We start from the raw sequence: 17,606 nt of genomic DNA, 5'->3' as shown, positions 1-17,606 counted from the left end.
ATCCTCACCCCAACTCCATATGTTTGGCACGCAGCTGTCCGCATGCGGCCGCGATATCATGGCCTTGCTCACGGCGAATAGTAACATTCACCCCGTTATCAGCCAAAATACGTTGAAACTCAAAGATATCATTGCGTGAAGTACGTACATATTTTCGCTCAGGCACATGGTTTACCGGAATCAAATTGACGTGGCACAGCATGCTCTTAAGCACCCCGGCCAATTCCTCAGCATGCTCCGGTTGGTCATTTACCCCGCCGATCAAGGCATATTCAAAGCTGACACGTCGTCCAGTCTTAGCTTGATAATAACGCAATGATTCAATTACATCATCAAACGGAAAACGGCGGTTAACAGGCATTAGCTTTGAACGCAAGGCGTCGTTAGGCGCATGAATCGAAATTGCCAAATTAATCTGGGTATCTTCTTCTGCAAATTTATAAATGCTCGGTACAATACCGCTGGTGGAAACAGTAATATGCCGTTGTCCGATATTTAGGCCCTTCTCATGAATCATAAGACGCAGGAATCTCATTGTTGCATCATAGTTCTCAAACGGCTCACCAGTACCCATGATAACAATGCTGCTGACACGTTCGCCGCGCGCATCAAGGATTTGTTGGGAACGAACAACCTGAGCTACAATTTCTCCCGCTGTCAAATCCCGTTTTAATCCACCGAGTGTGGAGGCACAGAAAGTACAGCCGATTCGGCACCCTACTTGGGTTGTTACACAAACGCTATTGCCATAATTATGTTTCATGATAACTGTTTCGATAGCATGATCGTCATGCAATCCAAACAGGAATTTTACAGTTCCATCTTTAGATTCCATTTTAGTAATTTCAGTTAACGCTGCAATAGAGAATTGTTCATTCAGCTTCTGGCGAAGCCCTTTGGACAAATTGCTCATTGCTTCGAAGTCATTCACACGTTTTACATACAGCCAATCAAAAATTTGTCCACCACGAAAAGCAGGCTCACCATTGTCTTTCGCCCACTGTTGTAACTCTTCTAAAGAAAAATCATATATTAAAGGTTTCATTATTATCTACACCTGTTCTTTCATAAGGATATGCGTATTATTTCTCATTCTTCCTATTTTAACACAAATTTCAGAGACGGTAAAAGAAAACGCCCGCCGTACGGTAGCCCGGCGGGCGGAGGATACTACAATTGTCAGAAAATTTGCTATATTACAAGACTCTCTGCAGCTTGGAAATATAGAACCCGTCGCTCCCATAATGATGAGGCAGCAGCTGAATTCCCTCACCCTCAGCCAGCGCAGTACCCTCCAGCCTGTCCCATAATGGGGAGGCAAAAGTTACAGCGGTGAAGTCAGGATTCTGCTTCAAAAAGTCAGCTACTACTTCACTATTTTCCGCTTGTTCAGTAGTACAGGTACTATATACCAGAATGCCACCCGGTTTCAACAGTTTAGAGACCGACTGCAGCAATTCCCGTTGCAATGACGCTACGCTAGCCACATCTTCCGGCTGCTTACGCCATTTGAGGTCTGGCTTACGGCGAATTACGCCGAGTCCAGAACAAGGTGCGTCGAGAAGAATTCTATCAAAGGATTGATGCTCTAAAGTGTGCTCCAGCTCCAGCGCATCTGCACTGCCTGTAGATACGCAATCAAGACCTAAACGTTCTGCTTGATCTGAGATCAATTTCGCTTTATGCAAATGCAGATCATTAGCGTAAATTGATCCTTCATCTTTCATGAGCTCGCCCATATGTGCTGTTTTGCCCCCCGGAGCAGCGCAGCAGTCAAGCACCCTCATCCCAGGCTCCGGAGCTACCGCTTCAGCTACTAGCATAGAACTCTCATCCTGAACGGAGAGATATCCATCACGATACCAAGAGGTGAGCGCCAGGTTTCCGCCGCCTTTCACAACAATGCCATAGGGACTAACCTCAGATGCTGAAGCTTGCAGACCTTGTTCAATCATCTGGTTCAGCAGAGCTTCACGACTGATCATCGTTGTATTCACACGTACGCTGACCGCAGGCGGCTCATTATTAGATGCACAAATCGCTTCCGCCGTGTCGACACCGTACTCGGTAATCCAACGTTCCACTAACCACAACGGATGTGAGTATAATATCGATATCCGCTGCGCTTGACTCAGCCCCTCAGGCAGAACCGGTAGATCACCAGCGCGCAACACACTGCGCAGCACACCGTTAACCATCCCTGAGATTCCCTGGTGGCCTTTTTTCTTCGCTATATTAACAGCCTCATTTACAGCTGCATGGGACGGTATACGATCCAGATACATAATTTGATATAAACTTAACCGCAGTAAATTACGGACCCATGGCTGTAGTTTAGCTATCCCTTTACTAACAAATCCTTCAAGCACATAATCCAAGGTGTTCATCCGCGAAATAGAGCCATAAACAAGTTCTGTGACCAGTCCGGCATCTTCTTTGCTAAGTGTCGCCTTCTGTAGACTGCTGTTGAGCAGCAAATTGCTATATGCACCTTGCTGTTCAACTTTAACCATTATATCAAGCGCGATTTCCCGGGCAGAAGCAGGGGCAACCTTACCCTTATTGCCAGCTCTGCCGTTGTTGCCAACTGCTTTGGAATTGTTCCCCTGTCTCTTCCCAGCGTTAGGATTTACTGCTGATCGGCCAACACCATTTCCACCGCCGCTCAACCTAACACCGTCCCTGGCTTCATAACAGCACCACGGCTAAAATCGGCCGCACTCATTGCTTTTTTGCCAGCAGGTTGAACCGTTGTCAGCAGCAGACTTCCGTCACCTGTTTTCACTTCGACACCTTGCTCGGTTACAGAAAGCACCGTTCCTGGAGCACTATCGCTTGCTTTCAGCTCTACAGGCAGTTTAGAAGCCCAAGCTTTAAAGGTCTCACCATTCCAGAGCGTAAATGCACCGGAAAAAGGAACTAATCCACGAATTCGATTATAGTTATCACGCGAGCTCGCGTTCCAATCCAAACGTTCATCCTCGCGATTAAGGTTAGGAGCATAAGTTGCCTCACTATCGTCTTGCTGAACAGCTTGAACTTTTCCACTCACTAAACGTGGCATTTCAGACTTTAACAGATCTCGTCCCGCTAGGCTTAGCTTCTCAAAAAGAGTTCCAGAGGTATCTTCAGCCTCAATAGCCACTTCGACACGAGAGATCATGTCACCGGTATCCAGCCCTTCCGCCATATACATCAAAGTAACGCCGGTCACTTTCTCACCATTGATGATACTACGCTGAATCGGAGCACCTCCCCGATATTTAGGAAGCAACGAACCGTGTACATTCACACAACCATTCCGCGGTAAGTCCAACACAGCTTTAGGCAAAATTTGACCATAAGCAGCCGTGACGATCAAATCCGGCTCATATGCAGCCAGCTCAGCGACTGCCTCAGGACGACGCATGCGTTCAGGCTGAAGCACAGGTAATCCGAGAGCTAATGCGGCTTCCTTAACTGGTGAAGGAGCCAAGATCTTTTTTCTCCCCTGCGGACGATCCGGTTGGGTGATGACAGCTACAACTTCATAGCCTTCATCTACCAGCATTTGCAAGCTTGGCACCGCAAAGGCTGGAGTTCCCATGAAAACAATCTTCATATTCCTCACTCCTCAGTCTCGTTAGCAGTCATCTCGTACACTTTTTCAGCGATATCTGTAAACAGAACTCCATTCAAATGGTCAATCTCATGCTGAAAAGCCCGGGCAAGTAAACCACTGCCGGTTATCGTAATCTCTTTTCCCTCACGGTTAAGGCCACGTACAGTTACAGTCTCCGCACGGCGTACATCACCATTCAAGCCAGGAATACTAAGACATCCTTCTGGCCCTAGCTGTTCACCTTCCATGCTGATGATTTCAGGGTTAATCATTTTGATCAATCCATGCTCTTCATCCGCATCCACCACAATTAGACGTTTCAAAATTCCGACTTGGGGTGCCGCCAGCCCTACTCCTTCAGCGTCATACATCGTATGTGCCATATCATCCAGCAATTTTTTAACATTAGGAGTAACTACAGCTACTTCTTTAGCTTTTTTGTGCAATACTTCATCCGGTTCCTTAACGATCAAACGTATAGCCATTACAAAACACCTTCCCGTTCTGAACATTTCTATATTTAAAGTCAATTGATAAAGCTCTTTTTTTACATTGTAACATGATACGGATTTACATCAACATCTGCGGATCCACATCAATGCTGATCTGAAGACCAGTATCCCGTACAGAATCCTCTAACTCTTCAGCCACTTGGCGGACAAGTCCAATTACATCGATGGCGCCGCGCCATTTTATCATACACTGGAATCTATATCTACCCTTTAATCGAGGGATAGGTGAAGCCACAGGACCCAACAGATCTAACACATCACTGGTTAGCTTATCGAGACTTCCATACCATCTTAGCTGTCTGGCTTTTCCTTGAAGATTCAGAGCATAATTCTCTGCCATCCGCAGTAGAAGCGGCAGCTGTTCATGAGACAATGTGACCAGGATGAGTCTGCAATACGGCGGATAATGGAGGCCTCTACGATGCTTCAGCTCTTCACGTACAAAAGAGAGATAGTCATGTCCGCTGGCATGAATAATGGAATAATGCTCTGGCGTATAGGACTGAACGACCACTTCGCCTGGAAGCTGATGCCGGCCTGCTCTGCCTGCAACTTGTGTAAGCAATTGGAATGTCTTCTCTGCTGCGCGAAAATCGGGCAGGTTCAACGCTGAATCTGCTGTGATTACACCAACAAGAGTGACATCTGGAAAATCCAGTCCCTTTGCTACCATCTGAGTCCCCAGGAGAACATCCGCTTTTTTGTCCCGGAATTGGTTCAGCAGCTTCTCATGTGAGCCTTTTTCTGTTGTTGTGTCCACATCCATTCGAATCACTCTTATGCCTGGGAACAGCTTACCAAGCTCTTCTTCCACACGCTGTGTACCCGTTCCGAAAAACCGGATATGCTCACTCCCACACTCCGGACAAAGCTTAGGTGCTGGTTCAGCATGGCCACAATAATGACAACGCAAATTGTCACTACGGCTATGATATGTTAGTGAGATATCACATTCTGGACAACCGGCTACGTAACCACAGCTACGACACATGACAAAGGTTGAGAAACCTCTACGGTTAAGCAGCAGCACCGTCTGTTCTCCGCGTTCCAGCCTCTCTTCCAGTGCTGAATGAAGCTTTCGGCTGAACATCGAACGGTTGCCTTCTTTAAGCTCTTCCCGCATGTCTACTACGTTCACCTTTGGAAGTTCATTTCCAAGCGCACGGGTAGGCATCTCCAGCAGTACCGGTGAAAAATGAATATCACTCTGCGATCTTGCAGCATGATAGCTTTCCAGCGAAGGCGTGGCAGATCCAAGAATCACAGCTGCCCCACACTGCTCCGCTCTACGAATAGCAGCATCACGGGCATGATATTTCGGATTCTCCTCCTGTTTATAAGAGGTCTCATGTTCTTCATCCATAATAATCAGCCCTAAGTTGGAGAAAGGAGCAAACACGGCCGATCTTGCGCCTACAGCGACTGTGGCCTTTCCTTCACGGATTTTACGCCACTCATCGTATCGCTCACCAACAGACAGCCGGCTATGCATAACCGCGACCCCGCTGCCGAACCGTCCCTTAAACCGCTCCACCATTTGTGGCGTTAAAGCAATCTCTGGAACAAGAACAACAGCCTGTCTACCCTGATCTAAACAACGTTTAATACACTGCAAATAGATCTCTGTCTTACCACTACCCGTAACGCCATGAAGCAGAAATACTTCGTGAAGCTGCTCTTCTACGGTTCGAGAAATCCTTGTATATACGACCTCTTGTTCCGCTGTGAGCGGTAGAGGTGCGGTAGGTTTAAAATCTCGCCCTTGATAAGGATCGCGATAGACTTCAATTTCACTGATCTCGATAAATCCTTTTTCCTCCAAGGCCTTTACAGTACTTGCCGTTACTTGGAGTGCAGACAAAACTTCTTTAAAGGCCATGGGGAGTGTAGCTTCCATATCAACTAAAAAGCTCAGAACTTCCTTCTGGCGTGCTGATTTTTTCGGAAATTTGTTTAAAGCCTCACGGGCAGCAGTGACACCTATCGCCAGATCGACTGCCTTGAGCTTTTTCTTGCCCATTTTATCCTTAATGGATTGACTCTCTATAAGTACTCCACGCCGCAGCATGAACTTCACCGTCTCAGCAGCCTCAGGAAATGCACGAGTAAGCTGCTTCATGGAAACTTCGCCACTACGTCCAATAAATTCTGTGATTAGCCGTTCCTCATCCCCTGTGTCCGCAAACATTGGGAACAATTCTTCCTCTGGAAATGCTGTCTCTTCCTGCACATCTCCAAGTGAAATCAGCCGTTCTGCCTTCCCTTTTAGAGCGGTGGGCAACATCGCCTGCAGTGCTGAAATTCGTCTACATGCATATCTTTTACTCATCCAGTCCGCAAGCTCAACTAATTCAGGAGATAAAGGCGGAAGCAGATCCAATACTTCTTGGATTGGCTTTAGGCTAGGACTCACTAGGGTCTCGCCGGATTCTAAAGAAACTACAAAACCTTGGACTGTCCGGTGCCCAAACGGAACGGCTACCCGACTGCCCACTTCAATCCATAATTTCAGGGATTCTGGAATACTATAATCAAATGGCCGGTCAGTGCTGCGTACAGGCACATCCACAATGACCTTGGCGATATCCATTATAATGAAGCTCCAGTAATTCGCTCTGCCACGAGCGTCAGCAAACGACGAGCAACCTCATCCTTCGACAATTGTGGCAATTCAAGCACCAATCCATTCACATCATATATCGAAACGATATTCGTATCCGCTCCAAATCCGGCTCCTGCAGCCGCTACATTGTTAGCAACGATGAGATCGCAGTTTTTGCGGACCAGCTTGTCCTTAGCATAAAATTCCGTATTGCCCGTTTCCGCAGCAAAGCCAACCAAAAACTGCTTGTTTTTGTTCTTACCGAGTGTTTCCAGAATATCCGTTGTCTTCACAAGCTCAAGTGTCATCGTCTCTCCGCTTTTTTTAATCTTAGAAGGCTCACTATGCTTCGGACGGTAATCCGAAACAGCCGCCGCCTTGATCATAATGTCGCAGCTGTCCCACTGTGCGGTAACTGCTTCATACATATCCTGTGCAGATTGAACACGAATGACTGAAATCTCTGGATCCTGTGGAGGAGCCTCATCTGTACGCGCAGCAATCAACGTTACCTCAGCTCCCATTGCGCGCGCAGCACGTGCTAATGCGAAGCCCATTTTACCTGATGAATCATTGGAGATATAACGTACTGGATCAATGCGTTCTACCGTTCCACCCGCTGTGATGACGATTTTTTTACCCACAAGAGGTTTGGATGCGACGCTTGTTTGATGTGCAAAAAAATTCTCAACCACACTCACAATAGCCTCTGGCTCTTCTAGCCGACCTTTGCCAACGTATCCACATGCCAGCAGTCCTTCACCAGGCTCAATAAATTGAATGCCCCGACTAGCGAGAATATTCAAATTATTAAGTACAGCTGGATGCTGATACATATGAACATTCATAGCTGGTGCAACCATAATAGGAGCCGTAGTAGCTAGCAGCGTTGTAGATAACATATCATCGGCGATCCCGTGCGCCATTTTGGCAATCATATTTGCGGTCGCGGGTGCTACCAGCACAAGATCCGCAGCATCTGCCAGATCAATATGTGAAATGGAGGATGGATCTCTCTCCTGGAATGTATCGCTGTATACTCGTTGCTTCGATAGTGACTGTAGAGTTAATTCTGTAATGAACTGCTTCGCCGAAGCTGTCATAATGACATGGACCTCGGCACCTTTTTGGACAAGCTTACTGGTCAAGGACGCCGCTTTATAAGCAGCAATTCCTCCTGTGATCCCAAGTAAAATAGTCTTCCCCTTCAAGCTCTTCAACATGATCTCCCCCCTGTTCCCTACTCTTACAACGAATGGCTATCTTTACGACGAGAAAAAAATAACAACCTTCCGGTTGTCATAAAGAGCCCGGTTCTGGGCTTTCATCATAAATTTAAGACCCGTAAATGCTCCATAACCCAAGAAGAAACGGCAGCGCCTCAAAACAAATAGGCGGCATCCGTTTCTACAATAGGTCATTATTACTTATGCTTGAGACTACTCTTCACCGCGGGTTAGAGTAATGCGATCTTCGTAAATTTCCTCAAGAGCAACACCAACAAATTTATGCGATCTAGGATTCTTCACATCTGTCTTGCCACCCTCACGCAATTGTCTAGCACGACGTGCAGCAGCGACAACGAGCGAATACTTACTGTCAACCTTAGTCATCATTTCATCAATGGATGGATATAGCACTGGGACACCTCTTCATAGTTTACTGTTAATACATTTGACCTTCAGCATAAATTATCTGACTTTACAATGTTCGGCGATAATAATGCTTTCTATTCTCTTACAAGCCAGATCAATCTCATCATTCACAACAGCATAATCATAATGCTGCATTAAGTTGATCTCATCCTCCGCTACAGTCATGCGGTGATCGATCACATCTGGATGCTCAGTACCCCGTCCGCGAATACGGTCCTTCAACTCGTCCATGGATGGAGGAAGAAGGAACACAAAAATCCCTTCAGGAAATTTCTCTTTAACTTTGAGAGCGCCTTGAACCTCAATTTCGAGAATAATGTCTTTGCCGCTATTGAGAGTTCTCTCCACAAAATCACGTGGAGTACCGTAATAATTACCTACGTACTCCGCGTATTCAAGCAATTGATCGGCTTCGATCATTGCCATAAATTCATCTTTGCTTTTGAAAAAATAGTTGACGCCATCTTCCTCACCCGCACGCGGACTGCGAGTAGTAGCAGAAACTGAGTAGACAAGTTCGGGCATCTTCGGACGTAGTGCTGTACAAACAGTACCTTTACCTACGCCGGAAGGTCCGGATAATATGATGAGCAATCCTTTTGACATAATACACTCCATTTAGTTGTTATTCGTCGTTGTCGTCATCTTTACTGGATAAGCGATGCGCCACAGTCTCCGGCTGTACAGCCGATAGGATGACATGATCACTATCTGTAATGATTACGGCACGAGTCCGTCGGCCATAGGTGGCGTCGATCAACATATGCCGATCACGTGCCTCCTGGATAATACGTTTGATTGGTGCAGATTCCGGACTGACGATAGAAATAATGCGGTTGGCAGACACAATATTTCCAAAGCCAATGTTAATAAGTTTGATTGCCATGTTCCGGTAGTTCCCCCCATAAAGTTCTATGCTATTACCTATTCCCGATTACTCTATGTTCGCAGCTTGTTCTCGAATCTTCTCCAGTTCTGCTTTCATATCTAGCACAAGACCCACGAGAGTTAGATGATTGCATTTCGATCCGATTGTATTCGTCTCACGGTTCATCTCCTGAATGAGAAAATCCAGTTTGCGTCCTACCGGTCCTTTCCCCTTCAGGAGGGCTCTGCATTGCTCGAAATGACTATACAACCGGGTCAACTCTTCATCAATATTACAGCGATCTGCAAAAATAGCGATCTCCATCCCAAATTTATGCTCATCAAAAGCGAACGTCCCATCATTTAGTTCATTTAATCGATGTCGAAGTTTCTCTCGATATTCAATGATTACGACAGGTGCAAGTTCAACCATTTCAGCATGCATGTTCTCAAGATGGTTCAGGCGCTGTTCAATATCAGCGGCTAGAAAACTTCCTTCACGGGCGCGCATCTCCAGCAGAGACTGCAAACACTGCTCAAGTCCCGCCTCCAATACTTCGGAGTAGTCTTCTAATGTCGCAGACACGGCACCCGCAGCCTCGTCTTTGCTGTCCATAATACCGGGTATAGAAAGTATATCACGTAAAGTCAACTCACCACTCAAACCATATTCATTCTTAAGCTGCTCTGCTGCCTTTAGATAGGTCATTACAGCAGAGTGATTCAGAACCGGTCTAACAGTCGACTCATCGTGCTCTCTATTGATGGTAACATCTATTCTTCCCCGTTTGATGTGCTGCTGAACCTTTCTTCTCAACACATCCTCATAACCCGTCCAATCCCGGGGCATCCGCAGTACAACTTCGCAGTACCGGTGATTCACCGATTTCACTTCGAACATAATCTTGTAGCCGCCGAATTGCAGGGACGATTGACCGTATCCGGTCATGCTAAATGACAACGGAATCACATCCATTACACTATTGTAATTGATTATTACTAGCGAAACAAGGGGGACAATTTGCGTCCTGATTTCTCCCACACATACTCCATTAGCTGTGCACTCATATCGTAGAACATGAACGGAGTCATCAGATAGATCCCATTAAAATGTGCAGTAGCAACATCTAACAGTTCCTTAGCGATAGCGACACCTTCTGCTCTTCCAGCTTCCCCTTCAAGTCCCTTCATGCGGTTGCGGACATCGTCCGTAAGCTGAATACCGGGAACCTCATTATGCAGAAACTCTGCATTTCGTCCGCTTGCCAGTGGCATAACCCCAATGAATACAGGGATTTCCAGATGTGCTGTTGCCTCAGCTATCTTCACGATAAGTTCCTGATCATAGACAGGCTGGGTCATAATATAGTCGGCACCAGAGGCGATTTTCTTCTCCAGACGTTGCACTGCCTTATCCAAATGTTTAACATTCGGGTTAAACGCAGCTCCGATTACAAAATTCGCTTTCTGTTTCAAAGGTTTACCTGAGAAGGAAATCCCGTCATTCAGCTGCTTGATCATTCTAATTATCTCAAAAGAAGTTAAATCATAAACCGAGCTTGAGCCGGGAAGATCTCCAAATTTCGCAGGATCACCTGTTACGGCCAGCACATGATCAATTCCAAGCGCATCAAAACCCATCAAATGGGATTGAGTACCAATCAAATTACGATCCCGGCAAGCAATATGCACTAGCGGACGAAGTCCGGTTTTAGCGTGCACCAAATGCCCCAACGCCATATTGCTCATCCGTGTAACAGCCAGAGAGTTGTCGGCGAGTGTCAACGCATCCGCGCCTGCTCTTCTTAGCGCTTCTGCACCCTGCATAAACTTTGCGATATCCAATTCACGAGGTGGATCAAGCTCAACAATAACCGTATGTCGTTCCTTTACCAGATCAACCAGGTTCGGCTCTCTACCCTCTCTACCATCATCGCCAAAATTATCTTGCAGCGATACACGCTCCACAGTAGGTGGCAACGGTTTAGGAAGCGGTTGCGGTACATAATTCTTCAGTGCAGACGAGATTTCTGCGATATGCTGCGGAGTTGTACCACAGCAACCACCGATTATCCGGCAGCCCATCTCCGCAAAAGTCTGCGCCATTTGCCCAAAATATTCTGGAGAAGCCCCGTACCGGTATTCTCCGTCTACATAATCCGCTACACCCGCATTTGGATACACAGAAGCTGGCAAAACCAGACTCCCTTGTACAGCTTTGAGCGCCCGCTTCATTCCGTTCGGGCCTGTGTTACAGTTAAATCCGATAACATCAGCACCATCGCTTTCCAGGATACGAAAAGCTTCCGGCAAAGTTAATCCATCTAATGTGCGTGCTGTTTCATCGACAGCTAATTGGCAAACTACAGGAAGCGAGCTGATCTTGCGGAGCGTTCTTAGAGCTAAATGCAGTTCCTCAACATCGTAGAAGGTTTCCAGCATAATGCCATCTACGTCCTCTTCTAACAATGCAGCAATCTGCTGTGTAAAATATTTTTTCAGCTCTGTGGAAGAGAGATTCGCACGTTTGCCCGCGCGAATAGATCCTACAGCTCCTAATACATACCCATGATCTCCAGCAGCCCGGCGAGCGATTCTAACCCCGGCTCGATTGATTTCCTCAACCTTAGATTCTAGACCATATTTAGAGAGCCTGTCATAGTTCGCCGAGAAGGTGTTGCTCTCCAGCAGCACTGCCCCTGCCTCAATATAGCTGCGGTGAACATCTTCGATTACCCCCGGAGAGGTCAAATTCAATTCTTCATAGGAAATGCCGACCGGGAAACCCTTCTGATATAAGTAGGTGCCCATCGCTCCGTCTCCGACTAATACTTTATTTCCCCATGCGGAACGTAAATCCGGCTTCACAACAAGATCCTCCCCTGCCACATTAGTTTCTAACTTTAGTTTCATACTAATGTAACATAAATCGGTATGGATGATAAGCTTTCCAAAAGAAATGCATTTAGCCCAAAATATCCACCATGCATGTTCATCTATAAAAAGCTTCATACTAACGTTAATGCTGATATTTCCATAAAGGAGAGAATACTTTGAAGAAAAAAACAAGAAAGTTTCTGATCCGAAAATACGCTGTAACTTTACTGCTAGCCACTCTCTGCTTATTGTATATTTATTTGCTAGATTGGCTGTATGGCTATGGGCTGGGTAACGTCGGCTATATCCTTAATTATCTATTCTATACCGCCTCTGAGAAAGCAACGGCTTGTATTTTGCTGCTCTGCTTGTTCATCCCCGATATCTACTACTGGAAAACAGGACATCAACCAGAACGTGGCGGGGAAAGATGACTTCTTATCGCCGCAACAATGACAAGAATTACAGGGATCAACACCATAAAGAAGGGGAAAATCGTATATAACAATCTCCCTCCCTCATTAATATGTTCAGTAAAGCTCCGCGCGTTCAACATCGAGCTGAACAGAATGATCAGAGCACAGGGATAGACCATTCTCCGGTAAGGAATTTTGAACAATTCGGAAATTCCTATAAGTGCCGCCGCAAAAAACACTGACATTTTGAAAAAAACGCCGATAATCAGCACCATAACTACTAGAATATCCACACGTTGAATAAAATCAGAGATTGAAATCTTGCTAATCGTGGGCATCAGAGGGAGGGGTGAACGTTTCACAATATCTGTGCCCAGCACGGAGATATTCAGCATCATAGTCAGACTTAAGAGCAAACCTGAAACAAATATCCCTGCTCCGATGACCCAAGGACCTTTTTTAACATTGTTCAGATAGGGCATTAGCATGGTAAAACAAATCATTTCACCAAAAGGGAACATATAGTTCTGGCGAATGACAGATTCGATCACAGGCTGGAACCCATTCTCAAAAACAGGAAGCAATCGATTCAAATTAATGGAGCCCGATAACATCAGCATAATCGAGCAAAATATACCTATCAGCATTACGAGAGTTGCGAATACCAATGAAGTTCGGGATAACACCTCTACTCCTTTATGCAAAACATACGCAGAAGATAAGATCATCAATGTAGATATGATAAACAACGGTGTGCGGTGCATAGTAGCCATAACCAGCATGGAACTGCCATCCCGTAAATCACGACCCGCTAAATTGAGAAAAAGAATAATGTAGAGAACGGAAATCACCGTACCTAAGGATCTTCCCAGCAGCTTGCGGGTATATGCCGTTAAGGGGAGATCCGGAAACTTTCTGTATAAATAAGTGTACCCCGAAAAAATAATCAAACCGATCAAATTTCCGAGCAGTATGGATATCCACGCATCTTTACCAGACTCCATCCCAAGATTCACTACCAGTGCTGTTCCAAGTTCAAACAACAAAGTCAACGTGAAAAATTGGAGTAGTCCTATTTTTATTTTTCCCATAACTGCTCCTCCTTTATCGTCATTACTTATACTTGGACTGAAAGGAATCACTCCGCATATCCGTATGCCTGATCACAGCATCCGTATTGATATTAATCTGGCAGGTTTCAAATATACGGTCCCAATGATCTTTTACTTGTTTCCAGCCACGTGGATTAGCTCTTTCTGCTGCTTCACCAAAACCTAGATAATCACTTTTTAACGAACGGGCAGTTGTTATGGCAGCGCGAATCTGTTCTTTAATATTCTTTTCCAAAAGCTTCGAAAGATTATTTAACACCGTCGGATCTGTTAGATCCAAGCCATTGGGCGATTCCTTTAATCCAGCCTGCTGAGTGACGTTAATCGTGAAGATAGGATGCTCTATGTCTTTCGCATCAGCGTGGATATGTACCTGTGATAAATACACATTAAACGATATATAATCATTCTCACCTATCGAGACCAGTACCGGCATCTGAGAGATTTTATTCTTAAGCAAAACGGTACCGATCGCCTCCTCCCCTTGCAGCCACCCTTTAAGCTTGTCTTCTTTAAAAGCTGCAAGACCTGTAACTTTTATTATGGCCTCCGGTCTTATTTTTTTTAAATTATCATTACTTTCCCTCTGCTCCAAATCTCCAGTCACTAGCACGCCATTGATCACTGGCCCCCCACCAGGAACCTGTATCCCCCGGATAATATCATCCACTTCCATCCGATAGTTATATCCGAATTGCTTGGAGGTCGTCTGCAGCTTTTCCACCAAATCATTGGATGGAATTCTTCCGAACACGGTCATAGTCGTCATACATTCACTAGCAGGCTGTCCCTTGGAAATAAAAATCAGGCTTGTCAGCCGGGTTTCACTTTCCCTTTCCAGCACATCCATGATATCCTTGATACCTTCTTGCGCGAACTTCTCGGAAATGATGACCACCCGAATATGTCCTAAAGACAAAAAACGTGCAGTCTGACGTGAGGCATTGGCTAATGCTTCAAACATAGAGCGGCCGCTACCTTTATATACCGAAACAGGTGAAGTCCCTCTAGCGTTCTTCCCAGAGATTTCGTCAGCAACGATAACCTGAAAGGATACTACATATTTCTCTTCTTCTGTAGGTCCTCTATCTATGGACACACCCGAAACGATGGCTCTTCTGTTTAATTCCACACTATCCCAGCAGCCTGTGAGACTAAGACAGATCAATACGCAAGGTAAAAGTCCTGCTAAGAAAAAATTGCATTTACTCAGAATCTTGCTTTCCTTTCTTATGCGACTGTGTCCCTTTAGTCTTATCAAGAATTTTTGGAGATAGGTTCTGTTCATGTCCGGTTGTGATCTCCTTCCCTTCTGAAATGTTCCCTTGCTGCGCAGTAGCAGGAGCTGGTTCTGCTGTGCCAAGCGCCCACAAAGGCAACCTTAAGACGGCATCCTTCTGACCTCTAGATGACAAAGGCACGATTGGAGACAAATAAGGAACGCCAAAAGTCCGCAGACTGTTCATATGTGCAACCAGTACGATTAAACCCAATGTAATCCCGTAAAAACCAAACATACCGGCCAATATCAAAAAACCAAAGCGGATAATTCTGCCCGCAATCGCCATGTTATACGCTGGAATGGCAAAGCTCGCAATCCCGGTCAACGCGACCACAATCACCATAACGGGCGTAATAATTCCAGCCTCTACCACGGCCTGACCAAGAATCAGAGCACCTACTACAGATACGGTCTGCCCAACTGCACGTGGCATTCTTACTCCCGCTTCCCGGATGATCTCAAACGCACCTTCCATTAGAATAGCTTCGACAAAAGCGGGGAAAGGCACATTTTCTCGTTGCGATAACAGGTTGATCAGCAAAGTCGTAGGGATCATCTCATAATGAAACGTCGTCAAAGCTATATACACGGAAGGCCCTAGAATAAGCACGATAAAACTGATATACCGAATAATTCGCATCAGAATAGCAATATCGAACCTTTGCGCATAATCCGAAGCTGACTGAAAAAAAAGAGTGAAAACCGCAGGCAAAATCAATACAAAGGGGGTGCCATCAACGACAATCACTACCCTCCCTTCTAACAGATTCGTTGCAGCCACGTCTGGCCGCTCGCTGTTATTGATCGTTGGAAAAGGGGTAAAGGTCTTATCCTGAATCAGCTCTTCGATATAACCGGATTCCATGATGGCATCTACATTAATCTGTTGCAGCCGTTTTCTAGCTTCTTCAACCAGCTTCTCGTCCGCAGTATCCTTGATGTACATTAAAGCCACATCGGTCTGAGTTACCGACCCGATCTTCACATGCTCGAGCCTTAGTTTGGGTGATCTTATTCTTCTGCGTATTAATGAGACATTCGTAGCCAAAGATTCAACAAAACTATCCTTTGGACCACGCACAACTAGCTGAGTCGAGGGTTCGGTGACAGAACGAGCTTCCCCTCCTTCAGTCTCACACATGATGCCACTGTCATAACCTTCAATGAGAATCAGTGTCTTCCCAGAAAGAATTCCGAGCAGCACCTCGTTCCAATCCTCCTGCAGCTGCGCTTCACCTATTTCCAGGGCACGGTTTAAGATGAGGTCATTCAGATTATTTGCTGCAGTATTACTTTCCTTGAGCATCTCATCCGTAATAGAGAGCAATGAACCCATTACAAATTGATTAACGGTTTCTGTCTTAGCTAGACCATTAAGATGTACCGCAGCAGCCTCAACAAAGGATTGCTCACCAAGCTTTACCTGGCGGATTCTAAGATCCGGACTATCTCCCAGCTCGGTAATGATATTGTTTAGTGTCTGCTCCAGATGAATGGTTAATCTGGCTCCAGAACCTGAACCCGCCGGGTCTGCTTGCTGTCCCTTACCGGATTTATTTCTTTTAGTTAACCCGTTGATGTTCAACAAGCTCCCCTCCTTTTTTTCATAAACATTGTAGTATTATTCTCGGTTACTCCTTCCATTATTCGGCTGCTTAAAGTCACATCAGGTTAGAAACACAAAAAAGGCAGTCCAAGAATGCGCTCTTGGACTGCCTTTTTTGTTATTTTTTTATATTGCTACACTGCCCGTGAATACGACCTCAGCAGGTCCAGTCATATACACATGATTATCCTCTTCATTCCATTCAACATAGAGATCGCCGCCCTTTAGACTAATCCAAGCTGCCCGGTCTGTAAGATCGTTCAGCACAGAGGAGACAAGGGTTGCACAGGCTCCAGTGCCACAGGCAAGCGTAGGTCCTGCTCCACGTTCCCATACGCGCATATCCACTCTACCCCGATCAAGCACCGTTGCGAATTCAACGTTCACCTTTCTCGGGAACAAAGGATGTACCTCAAGCTTAGGTCCCCATGTGGCAAGATCAAAATTCACTGCATCTTCTACGTAAATCACGCAATGAGGATTTCCCATGGATACCGCTGTGAACGTAAATTCGGTTCCGTCCGCTTCAATCGGCTGATAGAGCACTGGCTCTGCATCAATAGATACTGGAATTTGCAGACCGGACAATACAGGTTCGCCCATATCTACGGTTACAGTCTCCACAACACCGTCTTTCACGTTTAATGTAACCTTTTGTTCTCCGGCACCAATCGTTTCTATTACAATCTGCTCTGAGCTTACCAGTCCGTGGTCATATACATATTTAGAGACACAGCGAATGGCATTTCCGCACTGCTCCGCCTCCGAACCATCAGAATTCATAATACGCATCATGAAATCGCCACGCTCAGAAGGAAGGATATATACCAGTCCGTCAGCACCGATTCCAAAGAACCGGTTGCATAGGGTTACAGCAAGCTCCGCTGCATTACTTGGCAGCTCTTGCTCTCCGAAAACAACGATGAAGTCATTACCGAGGCCGTGCATTTTTGTAAATTCCATTAAAAGTCCACTCCTAAAGGTTATATTATGTTAGCATTCGCTTAAGCTTAAGGTTCTGTGTAATTTAGCATTTCGCAAGCATATGAGCGGTTAACTGCAACAAGTATACCTTT

Annotated in this window: 16 protein-coding genes; 1 reads left to right on the top strand and 15 read right to left on the bottom strand. The window is 45.7% G+C overall.

Going from position 1 to position 17,606, the window contains the following annotated elements:
* Positions 1 to 4 precede the first annotated feature (4 nt).
* The 11 genes from rlmN to MHH89_RS03585 form a co-directional block, all read right to left on the bottom strand.
* Complete coding sequence (gene rlmN / locus MHH89_RS03635; protein WP_036686196.1) at positions 5 to 1,045, bottom strand: 23S rRNA (adenine(2503)-C(2))-methyltransferase RlmN; 1,041 nt, start codon at positions 1,043 to 1,045, stop codon at positions 5 to 7.
* A gap of 151 nt (positions 1,046 to 1,196) precedes the next feature.
* A complete protein-coding gene (rsmB, locus tag MHH89_RS03630; RefSeq protein ID WP_254847643.1) occupies positions 1,197 to 2,513 on the bottom strand; it encodes a 16S rRNA (cytosine(967)-C(5))-methyltransferase RsmB in 1,317 nt (438 codons plus the stop codon).
* Positions 2,514 to 2,665: 152 nt separating this feature from the next.
* On the bottom strand, positions 2,666 to 3,601 hold the full coding sequence (gene fmt / locus MHH89_RS03625; protein WP_076280359.1) for a methionyl-tRNA formyltransferase: 936 nt from the start codon (positions 3,599 to 3,601) through the stop codon (positions 2,666 to 2,668).
* Between the two features lie 5 nt (positions 3,602 to 3,606).
* On the bottom strand, positions 3,607 to 4,086 hold the full coding sequence (gene def / locus MHH89_RS03620; protein WP_036686193.1) for a peptide deformylase: 480 nt from the start codon (positions 4,084 to 4,086) through the stop codon (positions 3,607 to 3,609).
* An 85-nt stretch (positions 4,087 to 4,171) separates the two neighbouring features.
* On the bottom strand, positions 4,172 to 6,703 hold the full coding sequence (gene priA, locus MHH89_RS03615; RefSeq protein WP_341086356.1) for a primosomal protein N': 2,532 nt from the start codon (positions 6,701 to 6,703) through the stop codon (positions 4,172 to 4,174).
* Positions 6,703 to 7,938: a bifunctional phosphopantothenoylcysteine decarboxylase/phosphopantothenate--cysteine ligase CoaBC gene (gene coaBC, locus MHH89_RS03610; protein WP_076310396.1), complete on the bottom strand. Its 1,236-nt coding sequence runs from the start codon at positions 7,936 to 7,938 to the stop codon at positions 6,703 to 6,705. Before coaBC ends, priA begins: the two co-directional genes overlap by 1 nt.
* 216 nt (positions 7,939 to 8,154) lie before the next feature.
* On the bottom strand, positions 8,155 to 8,355 hold the full coding sequence (rpoZ, locus tag MHH89_RS03605) for a DNA-directed RNA polymerase subunit omega (RefSeq protein WP_036686188.1): 201 nt from the start codon (positions 8,353 to 8,355) through the stop codon (positions 8,155 to 8,157).
* A gap of 51 nt (positions 8,356 to 8,406) precedes the next feature.
* Positions 8,407 to 8,976, bottom strand: coding sequence for a guanylate kinase (gene gmk, locus MHH89_RS03600; protein WP_076129144.1), 570 nt, complete (start codon positions 8,974 to 8,976; stop codon positions 8,407 to 8,409).
* A 19-nt stretch (positions 8,977 to 8,995) separates the two neighbouring features.
* On the bottom strand, positions 8,996 to 9,256 hold the full coding sequence (gene remA / locus MHH89_RS03595; protein WP_006209218.1) for an extracellular matrix/biofilm regulator RemA: 261 nt from the start codon (positions 9,254 to 9,256) through the stop codon (positions 8,996 to 8,998).
* Positions 9,257 to 9,304: 48 nt separating this feature from the next.
* Entirely contained in the window at positions 9,305 to 10,198 is an 894-nt protein-coding gene (locus tag MHH89_RS03590) for a YicC/YloC family endoribonuclease (protein WP_076129143.1), read from the bottom strand.
* Between the two features lie 38 nt (positions 10,199 to 10,236).
* A complete protein-coding gene (locus MHH89_RS03585; RefSeq protein ID WP_076189877.1) occupies positions 10,237 to 12,105 on the bottom strand; it encodes a bifunctional homocysteine S-methyltransferase/methylenetetrahydrofolate reductase in 1,869 nt (622 codons plus the stop codon).
* A 185-nt stretch (positions 12,106 to 12,290) separates the two neighbouring features.
* Here MHH89_RS03585 and MHH89_RS03580 point away from each other — a divergent pair, with 185 nt between their 5' ends.
* Positions 12,291 to 12,548: a hypothetical protein gene (locus MHH89_RS03580; protein WP_036686181.1), complete on the top strand. Its 258-nt coding sequence runs from the start codon at positions 12,291 to 12,293 to the stop codon at positions 12,546 to 12,548.
* Here the strand turns inward: MHH89_RS03580 and MHH89_RS03575 are convergent.
* From MHH89_RS03575 to dapF, 4 genes are all read right to left on the bottom strand, one after another.
* Positions 12,521 to 13,621 carry a GerAB/ArcD/ProY family transporter gene (locus MHH89_RS03575; protein WP_076129140.1) on the bottom strand — a complete coding sequence of 367 codons (1,101 nt, stop codon included), beginning with the start codon at positions 13,619 to 13,621 and terminating at the stop codon, positions 12,521 to 12,523. The genes MHH89_RS03580 and MHH89_RS03575 overlap by 28 nt on opposite strands.
* A gap of 22 nt (positions 13,622 to 13,643) precedes the next feature.
* The gene (locus MHH89_RS03570; RefSeq protein ID WP_081383232.1) at positions 13,644 to 14,930 is read right to left on the bottom strand and encodes a Ger(x)C family spore germination protein; all 1,287 of its coding nucleotides are present in this window, start codon (positions 14,928 to 14,930) and stop codon (positions 13,644 to 13,646) included.
* Positions 14,848 to 16,509, bottom strand: a complete 1,662-nt coding sequence (locus MHH89_RS03565; protein ID WP_076280822.1) for a spore germination protein — start codon at positions 16,507 to 16,509, stop codon at positions 14,848 to 14,850. Before MHH89_RS03565 ends, MHH89_RS03570 begins: the two co-directional genes overlap by 83 nt.
* A gap of 147 nt (positions 16,510 to 16,656) precedes the next feature.
* On the bottom strand, positions 16,657 to 17,493 hold the full coding sequence (gene dapF, locus MHH89_RS03560; RefSeq protein WP_341086354.1) for a diaminopimelate epimerase: 837 nt from the start codon (positions 17,491 to 17,493) through the stop codon (positions 16,657 to 16,659).
* Positions 17,494 to 17,606 lie beyond the last annotated feature (113 nt).

It is taken from the genome of Paenibacillus sp. FSL H7-0323 (genome assembly GCF_038002725.1).
GTDB classification, from domain to species: Bacteria; Bacillota; Bacilli; order Paenibacillales; family Paenibacillaceae; genus Paenibacillus_AQ; species Paenibacillus_AQ odorifer.
The sequence above is the reverse complement of the archived record's forward strand: the minus strand, read 5'-3'. Positions and strand labels throughout refer to the sequence as shown.